We start from the raw sequence: 14,729 nt of genomic DNA on the forward strand, positions 1-14,729 counted from the left end.
TCAGGCCCGGACGCCGTGGTGGATGGTCATGCTGCCGCTCGCATCGAAGTGACGGATGCGTACGCCGGCCTTGGTGTTGTAATCCACTTCGAGCCGCTGGCCGGAACCGGTGCCCGACTCGCCGGGCGGCTGCCAGGGCAGGCCCACGGCCACGGAGTCACCGACCGTCGCCGGAACGTTCTCGGCGGCGGCGTCGTAGAGTTCGCCGCTGTCGTCCCCCAGCCGTTCGGGCACCCGCAGTGCCAGCCGCCCGCCCTGGAGCGACCATGTGCCCTTCGCCGTCTTCCCGCCACCGAAGTCCAGGGTGAAGACGCCGTCGTCGACGTTTGCGGAGTACGCGTGCGTCTCGCCGTTGGCGCCCGGCATCTGCGAGGTGACCTTCCAGGAGCCGCGTACGAAGGCAGCGAACGCCCTGCCCGTCACCCCGGACACCCCTGACGAGTTGCCGCCGCCCTCGTTGTCACCCTTCGCCTTGTCGTTGCCCTTGCACGCGGCGAGCAGCGAGGCTCCGACCCCGATGGTGAGATAGCGCAGAGTGGTACGGCGGCCCACCACTCGGGAGGCCGCCCGCACCGCGTCCATGCTCATGATTTCCCCGTTCGTGCCAAGTTGGTGATCAACCGGCAGGCTACAGGGGCTGGTTGGGCGCACCCACGACGTCGTCGCCCGCCCCCGCCGGCACCGGTACCGCCGCGGCGCCGTCCCCGTCCGTGTTGAGCTTCTCGATGATCGCCAGACGCTCGGGGGTGTCCTCGGGCTTCAGGTAGCCGATCAGGATGTACAGGACCAGGGAGACCGCCAGCGGGATCGAGACCTGGTACTGGAGCGGGACTCCGCCGTCGACGCTCCAGTTGATGGGGTAGTTGACCAGCCAGAAGGCCAGCAGGCCCGCCGCCCAGCTGGTGAGCGCCGCCGTCGGGCCGGAGCGGCGGAACGTGCGGAGCAGACCCAGCATCATCGGGATGGCGATCGGGCCCATGAGACCGGCGACCCACTTGATGACGACCGTGATGATGTCCTTGAAAGCGGGCGAGTTGACCTGCGTCGCCACCGCCATGGACAGGCCGAGGAAGACAACCGTGGTCACGCGGGCCGCGATCAGACCCGAGCGCTCGGTCCACGACCGCGCCTGGGCCGAGAGCACCGGCGCCACGTCCCGCGTGAACACCGCGGCGATCGCGTTCGCGTCCGAGGAGCACATGGCCATCGTGTGCGAGAAGAAGCCGACGATGACCAGGCCCAACAGGCCGTGCGGCAGCAGCTGTTCGGTCATCAGGGCGTAGGAGTCCGAACCGTCCGGCTTCTGCGCGTGGACGAGGAGCGGGGACATCCACATGGGGAAGAAGAGGACGACCGGCCAGACCAGCCACAGGATCGCCGACAGGCGCGCGGAGCGCTCGGCCTCGCGTGCGCTGCCCGTCGCCATGTAGCGCTGGGCCTGGTTGAGCATGCCGCCGTTGTACTCGAAGAGCTTGATGAACAGGAACGCGAGGAGGAAGACCGTGCCGTACGGGCCGACCAGCGGCTTGCCGTGGCCGTGCAGCGCGGGCTCGTCCCAGGCGCCGAAGAAGCCGATGTTCTTGTCGTTCAGCTTCAGTACGACCGCGACGAACATCGAGACGCCGGCCAGCAACTGGATGAGGAACTGGCCGAGTTCGGTCAGCGCGTCCGCCCACAGGCCGCCGATCGTGCAGTAGACGGCGGTGATCGCGCCGGTGATGAGGATGCCCTGGTTCAGGGACACGCCCGTGAAGACCGACAACAGGGTGGCGATCGCGGCCCACTTGGCGCCTACGTCCACGATCTTCAGCAGCATGCCCGACCAGGCGAGCGCCTGCTGGGTGGGGAGGTTGTAGCGGTTCTTCAGGTACTCCAGCGGGGAGGCCACATGGAGCCTGGACCGCAGCCTGTTGATGCGCGGCGCGAACAGCTTCGAGCCGATGGCGATGCCGAGCGCGATCGGGAAGGACCAGGTGATGAAGGAGGTGACGCCGTAGGTGTAGGCGATTCCCGCGTAGCCCGTGAACATCACCGCGCTGTAGCCCGACATGTGGTGCGAGATGCCGGACAGCCACCAGGGCATCTTGCCGCCGGCCGTGAAGAAGTCGCTGACGTTGTCCACGCGCTTGTGCGACCAGACGCCGATGGCGACCATCACTCCGAAGTAGCCGATCAGCACGGCCCAGTCGAGACCGTTCATGTGTCCCCTTCCAGGGTTCGCATCCAGGGTCAGGCATGTGAACTCTGGTTTCGGAGGTGTACGTACGGCAAGAAAGCGGAAGGTCAAGAGCGGGTAAAAATGTTCGTTGTGATGACCTCCATTCACACACATGAACAACCATGCAGAGTTGGTGACGCCTCAGTGCATCAGTTCACCCGCGTTGACCAGCAGCGACTGTCCTGTGATGGCGCGCGCCCGGTCCGAGGCCAGGAACGCCACCGCGTCGGCCACGTCCCCGTCCGTCGCCAGCTCCGGCAGCGCCATCCGCTCGGTCAGCCGCGCCAGCACCTCCGCCTCCGGCACCCCCTCGGTGTGCGCGGTGAACTGGACGTACGCCTGCACGGGCGGCCCCCACATCCAGCCCGGCAGCACCGTGTTGACCCGGATCCGGTGGGGGCCCAGCTCCCGCGCCAGTGAGTACATCGTGCTGGTCAGCGCCCCCTTGGAGGCGGCGTACGCGGCCTGCCTGACCTGCGAGGGCGCGGCGACGGCCGACTGTGTCCCGATGAACACCACCGACCCGCCCCCGCCTGCCTTCAGCGCCGGCAGACACGCCCGCGTCATCCGCAGCGTGCCCAGCAGGTTCACGTCGATGACCGACCGCCAGGTCGCGAAGTCCGCGTCCTCGACCCCGCCGAAGTAGGAGTCCCAGGCGGCCACATGCACCACCGCGTCGACCGAGCCGAAGCGTTCCCGGGCCAGCCCGGCCAGTGCCTCGCACTGCCCCTCGTCGGTGATGTCGGTCGCCCGGTACGCCGTGCGCGCGCCGTCCGGATCGATCTCGGCCGCGCTCTTGGCGAGGTTCGCCTCGGTGCGCGCCCCCAGCACCGCGTTCCCGCCGTCCCGGACGACGGCCGCCGCGACCTGATGGCCGAGTCCGGCCCCGACCCCCGAGACGACGACGGTCTTGCCTGCGAGCAGTGACATGGCGGACCTCCAGCTGTCCTGGCTCTGGCGCATCATCTGACGGACCGTCAGAGTATGGGCGAGTGCAGGAGGACGGAAGGGGAGGAGCGTTCATGCCCGAGGAGACCGACACCCGTAGTGAGACGTACGCCGAACTGGCCGCCGTGGGCCCCTACGGCGTCCACCCCGGCCACGCCCTGATCACCATGGTCGAGCCGCACCCCGGCCACGAGTACGCCTACAACCGCTGGTACGAGGACGACCACTACTACGCCGGCGCCATGGCCATGCCCTGGATGTACGCAGGCCGCCGCTGGGTCGCCACCCGCGACCTGCAACTCCTGCGCTACCCGGAGAAGTCGGCCGTCGCCCGGCCCGTCACCGCCGGCTGCTACCTCTCCACGTACTGGATCACCGAGGGCCGCTACGACGACCACATGAAGTGGACGGTCGCCATCAACAAGCGTCTCAACCGCGACGCCCGCGTCTACCACGACCGCATCCACGTCTTCACGGCCTTCCAGGACCACGAGACGACGGTCTACCGGGACGGTGCGGCGGGCCCGAGGGACTTCCACGCCCTCGACCATCCGTACGCGGGCCTGGTGGTGGAGGTGATCGACGCGGACTCGGCCGAGCAGCGGGCACAACTGCTGGAGTGGCTCCGGACCCGCCGTCTGCCCCGCCGCCTGGCAGGTTCCCCGGCCGCGATGGTCACGGTCTTCCGGCCCACCCCCCTCCCCGGCGACCGCATGACCTACGTCAGGCAGGTCGAGGGAGTCGACACCCGCCTGACCCTGCTGTGGTTCCTGGAGACGGACCCGCGGGAGTGCTGGGAGGGGCACTTCACCGGGCTGGACGAGCAGGTGACCGAGGCAGGCCTGGGCCGGGTGGAGCTGGTGGCCCCGTTCATCCCGACGGTGCCGGGCACGGACAGGTACGTGGCGGAGCTTCGCAGCTAGCGGGGGCCTGGGGGCGGAGGCCCCCAGAGGGTCACTTCAGCTCGTCGGGGCACGGAGTACCGCGCGGCAGCTGGTAGGGGGCAGCCAAGTGGTACGTCCCGGTCCGCGGAGCGACCAGCATCGTCCACTTGTCCCCCTTCGCATCCTCCGGCGTCTCCATCAGGCATCCGTTGACGTTGTCGTACGTCTTCGGCATGCCCTCGGCCCGGTGCTTGGACGCCTCCGTCTCCTGCGGCGCCTTCAGGCTCTTGCCCTTCTCGTCGACGACGCTCAGCCACGGCGAGTAGGGGATCTTGATGAGGATCCGCCCGGCCTTGCGCACCTCAAGGGTCATCTCGCCCTGCTCGGCCCGGTCCACCACCGCGTTGGGCTCGGCGAGCGACGCCGGGTCGGTCACCCGGAACAGCTGCCAGTTGGCGTCGCCCCATATCTGCTTCAGATACGGCATCCCGCGCCGCAGCAGCGCCCGCTCGCGCTCGCCGCCGTCCCCGTCCGGGTCGTCCTTGGGCAGCACGACGAAGTGCACGGCCCACCGCTGGAGCCACTCGTGGTAGTTCGCCGAGTTCAGCGTGTCGTCGTAGAAGAGCGGGTTGCGCTCCATGTCGGCCTGCCGGTTCCAGCCGCGGGCCAGGTTGAAGTCCGGCGCGAGTGCGGAGGCCTCGCGGTGCGAGCGCACCGGGACCACCTCGACCCGGCCCTTCTCCGCGCCGACCTTCTGGAGCTGGTTGACCAGCGGGGCCAGCTCACGCGCCCAGGACGCGGCCGGGGTCGTGTGGATGATGTCGTCGACCGACTTGAAGCCGATCCAGCCGACGCTGCCCAGGAACGCCAGCAGGGTCACATAGAACCTGCGCGAGCGGGGCACCGTGAACGGCAGCGCGGCGATCAGTGTCGCACCCGCGAACAGCATCGGCAGGCGCGAGATGTTCGAGCCGATCTGCGAGCTGATCAGCCACACCAGGACGACCCCGAGACTGTAGACGGCGGCCGTCAGCCGTACGGTGATCCACTCCTTGGGGACGAGGAACAGGCACAGCAGGCCGTACAGCAGGGGCATGATCACCGAGCCGATCGTCATCGGCTGGGTGCCCGAGAACGGGAACAGCCACGCCGAGACGGCGACCACCGCCGTGGGCGCGAGCCCCAGCGCCCACGCGCCGGGCCTCCTCTTCTGCAGGAACAGCGCGGCCGCGATCAGGCCCACGAACAGTCCCGCGACCGGCGAGGCCATCGTCGCGAGCGCGGCCAGCGGGGCGGCGACCAGGGCCTTCGCCCAGCGTTTGTACCGCCACCGGTAGGGCCAGCAGAAGACGGCCGCGACGGCGCCGAGCGCGAACATCGTGCCGAGCCCGAAGGTCACCCGCCCGGAGATCGCGTTGCAGATCAGCGCGAAGACCCCGGCGAGCGAGGCCCACAGCGGGTTCCGCACCGCACGGCTGCGGATCAGCACCAGGGTCAGCAGGCCGGCCGAGACCGTCCCGGCGATCATCATCGTCGTACGGACGCCGAGGAGCGACATCAGATACGGCGACACCACGCTGTACGACACCGGGTGCATGCCCCCGTACCAGGCGAGGTTGTACGCCGAGTCCGGATGCCGGCCGACGAACTCCGCCCAGGCGTCCTGGGCCGCGAGGTCGCCACCACTGTTCGCGAACGTGAAGAACCAGATGATGTGCAGGGCGCCCGAGAGGGCGGTGAGGGAGAGCACGGGGTGCAGCAGGAGCCGCTGGCGGAGAGGTTCCGCGGCGGCGAGGAGACGGGCGAGCCCGGCCGGCGGGGCCGCGGTGGGGCTGTCCTGGCCGCGGTCCGTCCGGCGGTCCGCCCCACTGCCCGTGTCGCCGTCCGCGTGACGGTCCGGGCGGTCCTCGTGATGACCGTCCGTGTCAGCCGTGGACAGGCGTATTCGCGAGCCGGATCCCGGGTCCGGATCGGCGTCGTCGGTGCGTGTCGGCTCCGCTGTGGCCACCTGAAGGCACTCCCCGTGTCCCGTCTTCTGTTCTCGGCCGCGTCCCTCGGTGTTCCCGGCCGCTTCTCGTCCAGTTCGCGGTCCCGTCCCGTGACCGGCGACCTGCCCCGATTCGTGACGCTAGCACGCACCCCGCCGCGGGGCTCCGTCGGCGGGGTGCGGGAGTGCGGAACCGGGGGTCCGGCTCAGCCGAGTCGCGTCAGCTTGTCCGTGAAGCCGGGTTCGGCCAGATCCTTCTGGAGGGCCACCGGCACCTTCACCGCACCGACCCCACCGTCACCCACGGTGAGCGTGCCGACCTTCGTGCCGGCCTTCGCGGTGTGCGGCACGGTGTCGGCGGCGAAGGACAGCTTCACCTTCAGACCGGCCCAGCCGGCTGCCGTGACGTCCTTCGTGGCCACGACCGGCGTCCGGCCGCCGAGCCCGTCGTCGACGTAGCCGACGACGTCGCCCTTCTTCAGGATCGTCGCCGGCTTCAGCGCGCCCTGCGCGGCCCGGATCAGCTGGTCGCCGCCGTACAGAGCGGCGCTGATGATCGTGTGCTCCGGGCCGCCCGCGGGCTGCCGCAGCACGGCGCCGATGATGGTGCGCATCTCGCCGTTCACCTCCTTCTTCGCCGCGAACACGAGGTTGCCGAGAGCGGAGGTGGTGGTGCCGGTCTTGATGCCGACGACGTTGTTGTAGCCCACCAGCTTGTTGAAGTTCTTGTGCTTGACGCCCTTGTAGTCGATGTACTCCATCATCGCCGCGACCTCGCGGAAGGCCGGGCTCTCCATCGCGGCCTTGGCCAGCTTCACCTGGTCCACGGCCGTGCTGACCGTCGAGTCCGTCAGGCCCGACGGGTCCGTGTACGTGGTGTTGGTCATGCCGAGTTCCTTGGCGGCGGCGTTCATCTTCGTCACGAACGCCTTCTCCGAACCCGCGTCCCAGCGGGCGAGCAGCCGGGCCACGTTGTTGGCGGAGGGCAGGAGGATGGCCTCCAGGGCCTCGCGCTCGGAGATCGAGTCGCCGGCGGTGAGCGGGACGGTGGACTCCTGGCCCGCGTCCGACTGTTCCTCGCCGGCCTTGTCGATCTTGATCTTCTGGCCGTCCTCGCCGCTCTTGAGCGGGTGGTGGCGCAGGACCAGGTACGCGGTCATCACCTTCGCGACGCTCGCGATCGGAACGGGCTTCTGCGTGCCGGACGAGCCGAAGGAGCCGATGCCCTGGACGTCGAGGGCGGCCTGGCCCTCGGCGGGCCAGGGGATGTCGGCCTTGCTGCCGTCGAATGTGTAGCTGTCCTTCGCGGTGAGGTCGAGGGTGGGCTGGGGGAGGGGGCGGAAGTTCTGTACGACCGCAAAGATGATCGCCAGGAGGAGGGCCAGGGGGGTCCAGATCTTGAACCGGCGGACGATCGTACGGACCGCGGTCTCCGGCGGCCGAGGCGTGTTCGTCAGCTCGGCCAGCAGGTCCAGCGGGGGCTTGGGCGGGAGGGGCTGCTGGGTGGTGCGCTCGGGGCCGACCTGGGGGACGGTGGTGGTGACGTCGGGGTTCTTGAGCGGGACGAACTTGCTGCCGCCCAGCTTGAGGGCGGTGGTCGGCTGGTCGACCGCGGGCTTCTTGGGGCGGACGGCCTTGAAGACGGCGGTGGGCTGATCGACGGCGCCCTTGGCTTCGGCGCCCTTCGCCTCGGCTTCGCCGTCGGCGCCCGTCTTCCCACCCGCACCACCTGTGCGGCTCTCGTCGTCGACTGAGGGTGCCCCCTGAGGGGCACCCTCGCCGTCGGCGGCCTTCGGGTCCTCGTCGGTGGGCTCCGGGTCCTCGTCGGCGGCCTTCGGGTCCTCGTCGGCGGCCTTCGGGTCCTCGTCGGTGGGCTCCGGGGCCTCGTCGCCGGCCTCTGCCTCGTCCTCGGCGGTCGGCTTCGCCTCGGCTTCCGTGTCCTCGGCAGCAGGCTTCGCCTCGGCGTCCGCTTCGGCGCCCGCCTCCGCCTCCTCGTCGGCCTCGGCCTCAGCCTCGGCCTCGGCCTCGGCCGATATGTCCGCGCTCCCGTCCGACTCGGCGTCAGTCTTCGGCTCGGTGTCCTCGTCCGACTCCGGCTCGGGCTCCGCGTCGGCCTCGGCCTTCCCGACCGCGGGTTCCTCCGGCTCGTCGGACTCGCCGTCCTCCGGGGCCTCCGAGTCGGCCTTCTGCTCGGCTTCTTCGGGGTTCTCCGGCGTCTTGGCCGTCGCGTCGGCCGAGCGGACCCATGCCGAGACGGCCTCGCGCAGGTCGGCGTCCCTGTCCGCGTCCTCAGGGCCCTCGGGGTCCTCGGCGACCTCGGGTTCCTCGGCGGTGGCGGCGGCCTTCACGTCACGGACCGAGAGGACCTGTGTCGCCGTGTCCACCGCGGCGCCCGAGGAATCCTTTTCGCGGGACACCGCGAGCCGCGGATCGCGGCCTTCGGGAACCGGGCCCCTGCTCCCCGACGTCGCTTCCGCCGACGCCTCGTGCTGCTTCGACCTGTCGGGGGACTCGCCCGCCACCGATGCCTCCTCATGCGCCGCACGCGCACTCGCGCGCCCTGTCCGAACCATGTACCAGTGTCCTGTGTGGGGGCTTGGCCCCTGTGGTAGACGAGAACGACATACCTGCCGGTTCCCTTACGAACCGGTCACGCACCCTCGACAGACCAATGTGAGAGGGGTCACCCTGTCATTCATCCACGCGGGGAGGCATGGATGGGCAGGAGCCGCAGAACAATTCCGGAGGAGCTTTTGCTGCTGGCATTGGACCCGACCACGGGTACCACTGCACAGCCGCAGTCGCTCGACCTCGGTCTGGCCGGAGCACAGCTAGTGGAGCTGGCGCTGGCCGGACGGATAGCCCCAGACGGGGATCGTATCGCCGTGGTGGTACCACGGCCGACAGGAGATCCGACTCTGGACTGCGCGTTGGAGTTGCTGCGAAGGCGCGGCGCTCCGGTGCGGGCGGTCCATTGGATCGGCGGGCCACGACTGGGGCTCCGCCAGACCTACCTCTCGCATCTGGAGCGCTGCGGCATGGTTGCCGCCGTGGCGGGCCAGATGTGCGGGGTGTTGCCGACGACGCGGTACCAGGCGACGGACACCGAGATCAGCCGGGAGATCCGAGCCCGGCTGGATTCCGCGATCCGCACCGGCGTTCCGCCGGACCCGCGGACCGCGGCGCTCGCCGCGCTGGCCCACGCCGTCGGACTCGGCAAGCACCTGTATCCGGGGAACGAGGGGCGCTCGTCCCGGTCCCGGTTGCGGGATCTGATCCGGCACGACCCCATGGGCGGGCTGGTCGCGCATGCCGTGATGGACGTACAGAACGGCGCGGCGGCCCAGCCGCGGCGCGGTCCGGCCACGGCCGGCCGCCCGGCGGGGCCCGGAGTCAGGACCGCGGCGGAACCCGCACGCGGGGTTCCGATGCAGCCGCACCACGGGTCCATGGCGCGCGCCGTGGCCCACTGAGCCGCACCGCCGGTCCCAAGACCCGGTACGGGAGCCGCTGGTTCGAGCGGGGCGGGTGAGATCCTCGTGGTCTCACCGCCCCGCTCGACCGCGTCTGCACCCGTGAATCCGTGCCCGAACTGACGCGTACGCGCCGCATATCCACCGTTTGCCAGCGGTAGAAAGCACCTTGGTGGCAGTCTGCTCAACAGCAGATACGCAAAGTGTCAGGTACAGGCAGGCAGCCGGAGGTGCACGTCCCGTGGCGTCCAATGTCAATCCCACCGTCAGGCGACGCCGGCTCGGCCAGGAGCTGCGCCGGCTCCGTGAGCTCAAGGGCATGACGGCCGAAGAGGTGGCGGAGCGGCTGCTGGTGTCGCAGTCGAAGATCAGTCGGCTGGAGAACGGCCGCAGAAGTATCAGTCAGCGCGATGTGCGCGACCTCTGCGGGGTGTACGAGGTCGAGGACCAGCGGATCGTCGACTCGCTGATGGAGATGGCCCGGGACTCGCGGCAGCAGGGCTGGTGGCACACGTTCGGGGACATCCCGTACAGCGTGTACATCGGCCTGGAGACCGACGCCGAGTCGCTGCGGGTCTACGAACCCCAGCTGGTGACCGGTCTGTTGCAGACCCGCGCCTACGCGGAGGCCCTGGTCCAGGGCGCGTTGCCGGAGACCTCCACGGCGGAAATCGAGAAGCGTGTGCAGGTGCGCATGCGCCGACAGGAACGTATCACCGCCGAGAACAACCCGCTGCGGCTGTGGGTGGTGCTGGACGAGGCGGCGCTCAAGCGGGTCGTGGGCAGCAGGCTGGTGATGCGGGAGCAGCTGGAGCACCTGATCGAGATGTCCCAGCTGCCGCACGTCACCGTGCAGGTGCTGCCGTTCGAGGTGGGCGCGCACCCGGGACTCAACGGCCAGTACGCGATCCTGGAGTTCACCGACGCGGCCGACTCGAGCGTGGTCTACCTCGAGGGTGTCACCAGCGACCTGTACCTGGAGAAGGCGCAGGACGTGCAGAAGTACGCCGTGATGTACGAGCATCTGCGGGCACAGTCCCTCAATGTGGAGCAATCCCGGCAATACATCTCCACTGTGGCGAAAACCTACGCCGAATGAGCCCCGCTCCACAGGAAGTGCCGGATCGTACACCGTGGTGACGATTCAGCGGAAGGCTCACCCTGAATATGCCATCGGACGAGTGAACGACTACTCCAGCAGGGGCGGTTGCCCGGTAGCGTCGATCACGCCAATCAGACAACAAGGTTGGCGTGAACCGCACCACCAGCAACTCGTAACAGGAGTGGACATGGCACTGATTCAGGGCGCTTCGGAGACGTGGATGAAGTCTTCCTATTCCGCGGGCAACGGCGCCTGCGTCGAGGTCAAGTCGCCCACCACCGCGGAGCTCGCCGTACGCGACTCCAAGGTCACCGAGGGCCCGATCCTGGCTTTCCCCGCCGACGCGTGGAACGACTTCGTGGCCTCGGTCAAGGCGTAGGGAGCCCTCTCTGACGCTCCCGCGTAGAAGCTCCCGACGAACAACTGCACAAGCACCACCCAAGAGCCCTCTCGACCAGTCGCCGTCCTTGCCGAGAGGGCTCGGCCTTTTCCCGGCGCCGGGTTCCCCCCGCCTCCGGGGCAAGGCCAACCGGGATCTAGGCCAGCTGGCCCTCGATGGCCGCCACGACCTCCGCGGACTCCGGCTCGGTCTGCGGCGAGAAGCGCGCGACGACCTGGCCGTCCCGGCCGATCAGGAACTTCTCGAAGTTCCAGCGGATGTCCCCGCTGTGCCCCTCGGCGTCGGCGAAGCCCACCAGACGCTCGTACAGCGCGTGCCGGCCCTCCCCGTTCACCTCGACCTTCTCGGTCAGCGGGAAGGTCACGCCGTACGTCGCCGAGCAGAACTCGGCGATCTCCTCGGCGGTGCCGGGCTCCTGCCCGAGGAACTGGTTGCAGGGCACCCCGAGCACGGTGAAGCCCTGCTCGGCGTACCGCTCCTGCAGCCGCTCGAGACCGGTGTACTGCGGGGTCAGGCCACACTTGGAGGCCACGTTCACGATGAGCACGCTCTGGCCCGCGTACCGGGGCAGGTTCGCGGAGCCGCCCTTGAGGGCCGCGATCTCGATGTCCAGCACGGAACCGTTGTGGTCGTTAGTCGTCATGAGCGGATGCTAACTCCGGCGGGTGACGGGCTCGGGTCGCGGGCTCGGGGTACGGGCCACCTTCCCGGCCTCGACCAGCACCTGCCCCGCCGCCGTCCGCACGTACAGCACCGACCGCCCGGCCCTGCCCCCGCGCTCCACCAGCCCCGCCTCCCGCAGCACCTTCAGATGCCGTCCGACCGAGCCCAGCCCCTGCCCGGTGACGGCGGTCAGCTGGGTGGTGCTCATGGGGGAGGCGAGCAGGACGAGGACCACGGCCCGGGCCGGCCCGAGCAGCGCGCCCAGGCCCGAGGGCACCGCCGGGTCGCCGTCACCGGCGAGCACCCCGGTGCAGGGGTAGACCACGGCGTACCGCTCCCCCTCCTCCCAGGCCACCCACCCCACCCGCTGCGGGGTCACCGGCACGAAGAGCAGCTCGGCGCCCGAGATCTCGCGGGGCGGGTACTCGTGCAGATTGACCTGGAACCGGTTCTCCCCGAGCCACCGCGTCCCGCCCGGCCGCAGCGAGTCCAGCACGCTCACCCAGCCGCCCCGGCTCACCTGCGCGGTCCGGGCCACCACGTCCGCCTCCAGCACCCGCCGGCGCCGCTCCCAGTACGGCCGTACGGTCTCCTCCCACACCCACTCCAGCAGCGCGGCCGCCCGCTCCGGCAGGTCGTCCCGGTCCAGGACGGCCGGGAGCGGCCCGGCGAGGGAGAGGCGCAGATGGTCACGGGCGGCGGCCGGTTCGGTGCCGCGCACCCGGGCAACCTCGTCGGCGAAGCCCTCCCCGGCGCGGGGCGTCGGCGTGAGGAAGTCGGCGATCCAGTTCCGGCCCAGACCCGCCCCTACCAGCCGGGCCGTCACCGGGTCGGCGTGGAGCAGCGCCCGGTAGCCGGGCAGATGGGCGCGCAGCCACTCCCGCTCACCGGGGTGCGTGCCCGAGCCCGCGTGCAGCAGCTTCAGGCTCGCGAAGGTCTCGGCGAGCGGGGAGAGCACGAACCGGCTGCGGGCGAGCGTGTCCGCGTTCAGCTGCCACCATCCCACCGGGTCCTCCTCGTACGACCTTTCGCGTGCCGGCGAAACAATAACGAGCCCGCGACGGCCCGCCGAGACTCCGGGACATGCCCAGCTACCGATCCCTGTTCCGCACACCGGAGTTCACCCCGCTGTTTCTCGGCGCGGCCGCGCAGACCGCCGCCCAGACGGTCGGCGGACTCGCCCTCGCCACGCTCGTCTACCGGGCGACCGGCTCCCCGCTGCTGTCGGCGGTCAGCATGTTCGGCCCCTCGCTGGCCCAGGTGCTGGGCGCGACCTTCCTGCTCTCCGGCGCCGACCGCCTGCCCCCGCGCACGGCCCTGGCCGCCGTGTCGCTGGCCTTCGCGGCCGGTACGGCGGTCCAGGCGCTTCCCGGCCTGCCGACCGTCGCGCTGTTCGCCGTCGTCCTGCTGCTGGGCCTGGTCGCCTCGCTGGGCGGCGGGGTCCGCTGGGGCCTGCTGAACGAGATCCTCCCCAAGGACGGCTATCTGCCCGGGCGTTCGCTGTTCCACATGATGAGCGGGCTGATGCAGATCACCGGCTACGCCACCGGCGGCGCGCTGCTGACCGTGCTCCCCCCGCGGACCTGCCTGCTCCTCTCGGCGGCCCTGTACCTGACCGCCGCGCTCGTGCTGCGCCTCGGCCTGAGCGGGCGCCCGCCCCGGGTCGCCGGCCGCCCCTCCCCGGCGGCGACCCGGCGCACCAACGCCCTGCTGTGGTCGTCCCGCCCGCGCCGCCTCACCTACCTGGGCCTGTGGCTGCCCAACGGCCTGGTCGTCGGCTGCGAGTCGCTGTACGTGGCGTACGCCCCCGGCGCGGCCGGCACCCTGTTCGCGTGCGGGGCGCTGGGCATGTTCGCCGGGGACGTGACGGTCGGCCGTCTGCTCCCGCCCGCCGTGCGGGCCCGGCTCGCCACCCCGCTGCTTCTCCTCCTGGCGACGCCGTACCTGCTGTTCTCCGCACACCCGCCGGTGCCCGTGGCCGCGGTCTGTGTCACGGTGGCCTCCGCCGGCTTCGGGGCGAGCCTGGTCCAGCAGGAGCGGCTGATGAGCCTGACCCCGGACGAACTCGCCGGTCACGCCCTGGGGTTGCACTCGGCGGGCATGCTGACCCTGCAGGGCGTGAGCGCGGCACTGGCGGGCGTGGTGGCCCAACTCACCTCGCCCGCCTGGGCGATGACGGCGATGGCGGCGGCCTCGGTGTCCGTGACGCTGACGCTGGCTACGGCTGGTCGGCGTTCTCCTGCGACTGCTGTGCCGGAACCGTCTTACCGCTGAGACCGGCACCGAGGTTCGCGGCGGCCCGGTCGAAGTACCGCAGCAGTTCGACCGGGAACGGCATCACGAGCGTGGAGTTCTTCTCGGCGGCCACCTCGACGACGGTCTGGAGGAGCCGCAACTGCATGGCCTCGGGAGTGTCCGACATGATCCGCGAGGCGTTGGCGAGCTGCTCGGCCGCCTGGAACTCACCGTCCGCGGTGATGACCCGGGCCCGCCGCTCCCGCTCGGCCTCGGCCTGCCGCGACATGGACCGCTTCAGCGACTCGGGGAGCTGGACGTCCTTGATCTCGACCCGGTCGATGTGGATGCCCCACCCCGCGGCAGGACTGTCGATCATCAGGGCCAGCCCCTCGTGCAGCCGCTCCCGGTCGCTCAGCAGATCGTCCAGGTCGCTCTTGCCGATGATCGAGCGCAGGGAGGACTGGGCGACCTGTCCGACGGCGAAGTGGTAGTCCTGCACCTCGATGGCCGCCCGCAGCGGGTCGGTCACCCGGAAGTAGACGACGGCGTCGACCTTCACCGACACGTTGTCCTTGGTGATGCCCTCCTGGGTGGGCACCGGCATGGTCACGACCTGCACGTTCACCTTGCGCATCCGGTCGGCGAACGGGATGAGGAAGGTGATCCCCGGCTGCCGGTGGCTCGGCAGGGCCTTGCCCCACCGGAACACCACCCCGCGCTCCACCTGGTTGACGACCCGCATGCCGCTCTTCAGCACGAGCAGGAACAGCGCGGCCACGATCACCACTGCGACGACGGTGCCTTCCATGGCACTCC

General features: G+C 70.2%; 13 protein-coding genes. 5 read left to right on the forward strand and 8 right to left on the reverse strand.

Annotated features, from left to right (window positions below; translation table 11 throughout):
• The 3 genes from ABZ471_RS04170 to ABZ471_RS04180 all read right to left on the reverse strand — a co-directional run bounded on the left by ABZ471_RS04170 (nt 1) and on the right by ABZ471_RS04180 (nt 3,148).
• Nucleotides 1–588 (reverse strand): hypothetical protein, encoded by a 588-nt coding sequence (locus ABZ471_RS04170; RefSeq protein ID WP_359062170.1) that lies wholly within the window; start codon nt 586–588, stop codon nt 1–3.
• Between the two features lie 40 nt (nt 589–628).
• Nucleotides 629–2,200 (reverse strand): sodium:solute symporter family protein, encoded by a 1,572-nt coding sequence (locus ABZ471_RS04175; protein ID WP_359062173.1) that lies wholly within the window; start codon nt 2,198–2,200, stop codon nt 629–631.
• Nucleotides 2,201–2,359: 159 nt separating this feature from the next.
• Nucleotides 2,360–3,148, reverse strand: coding sequence for an SDR family oxidoreductase (locus ABZ471_RS04180; RefSeq protein WP_359062175.1), 789 nt, complete (start codon nt 3,146–3,148; stop codon nt 2,360–2,362).
• 92 nt (nt 3,149–3,240) lie between these two features.
• Between ABZ471_RS04180 and ABZ471_RS04185 the strand changes: the two genes are divergently transcribed.
• Nucleotides 3,241–4,089, forward strand: coding sequence for a hypothetical protein (locus ABZ471_RS04185; protein WP_359062177.1), 849 nt, complete (start codon nt 3,241–3,243; stop codon nt 4,087–4,089).
• Nucleotides 4,090–4,120: 31 nt separating this feature from the next.
• Here ABZ471_RS04185 and ABZ471_RS04190 read toward each other — a convergent pair whose 3' ends face one another.
• Both ABZ471_RS04190 and ABZ471_RS04195 read right to left on the reverse strand, forming a co-directional pair.
• Nucleotides 4,121–6,058, reverse strand: coding sequence for an MFS transporter (locus tag ABZ471_RS04190; RefSeq protein ID WP_359062179.1), 1,938 nt, complete (start codon nt 6,056–6,058; stop codon nt 4,121–4,123).
• Between the two features lie 185 nt (nt 6,059–6,243).
• Nucleotides 6,244–8,559 (reverse strand): D-alanyl-D-alanine carboxypeptidase, encoded by a 2,316-nt coding sequence (locus tag ABZ471_RS04195; RefSeq protein ID WP_359062181.1) that lies wholly within the window; start codon nt 8,557–8,559, stop codon nt 6,244–6,246.
• 195 nt (nt 8,560–8,754) lie between these two features.
• On the opposite strand from ABZ471_RS04195, the gene ABZ471_RS04200 reads away from it, so the two are divergent.
• From ABZ471_RS04200 to ABZ471_RS04210, 3 genes are all read left to right on the forward strand, one after another.
• Nucleotides 8,755–9,510 carry a GPP34 family phosphoprotein gene (locus ABZ471_RS04200; RefSeq protein ID WP_359062183.1) on the forward strand — a complete coding sequence of 252 codons (756 nt, stop codon included), beginning with the start codon at nt 8,755–8,757 and terminating at the stop codon, nt 9,508–9,510.
• 241 nt (nt 9,511–9,751) lie between these two features.
• The gene (locus ABZ471_RS04205; RefSeq protein WP_359062185.1) at nt 9,752–10,609 is read left to right on the forward strand and encodes a helix-turn-helix transcriptional regulator; all 858 of its coding nucleotides are present in this window, start codon (nt 9,752–9,754) and stop codon (nt 10,607–10,609) included.
• 190 nt (nt 10,610–10,799) lie between these two features.
• Nucleotides 10,800–10,991 (forward strand): DUF397 domain-containing protein, encoded by a 192-nt coding sequence (locus ABZ471_RS04210; protein WP_359062187.1) that lies wholly within the window; start codon nt 10,800–10,802, stop codon nt 10,989–10,991.
• A gap of 157 nt (nt 10,992–11,148) precedes the next feature.
• On the opposite strand, the gene ABZ471_RS04215 is transcribed toward ABZ471_RS04210, so the two are convergent.
• Both ABZ471_RS04215 and ABZ471_RS04220 read right to left on the reverse strand, forming a co-directional pair.
• Entirely contained in the window at nt 11,149–11,655 is a 507-nt protein-coding gene (locus ABZ471_RS04215) for a glutathione peroxidase (protein ID WP_359062189.1), read from the reverse strand.
• 9 nt (nt 11,656–11,664) lie between these two features.
• Nucleotides 11,665–12,681, reverse strand: coding sequence for an ArsR family transcriptional regulator (locus ABZ471_RS04220; protein WP_359062191.1), 1,017 nt, complete (start codon nt 12,679–12,681; stop codon nt 11,665–11,667).
• A 77-nt stretch (nt 12,682–12,758) separates the two neighbouring features.
• On the opposite strand from ABZ471_RS04220, the gene ABZ471_RS04225 reads away from it, so the two are divergent.
• Nucleotides 12,759–13,949, forward strand: coding sequence for an MFS transporter (locus ABZ471_RS04225; protein ID WP_359062193.1), 1,191 nt, complete (start codon nt 12,759–12,761; stop codon nt 13,947–13,949).
• Here the strand turns inward: ABZ471_RS04225 and ABZ471_RS04230 are convergent.
• Nucleotides 13,894–14,721, reverse strand: a complete 828-nt coding sequence (locus ABZ471_RS04230; protein WP_359062195.1) for a slipin family protein — start codon at nt 14,719–14,721, stop codon at nt 13,894–13,896. The two genes, ABZ471_RS04225 and ABZ471_RS04230, sit on opposite strands and share 56 nt — an antisense overlap.
• Nucleotides 14,722–14,729 lie beyond the last annotated feature (8 nt).

The sequence above is a fragment of the Streptomyces sp. NPDC005728 genome, assembly GCF_040630895.1.
GTDB lineage: Bacteria > Actinomycetota > Actinomycetes > Streptomycetales > Streptomycetaceae > Streptomyces.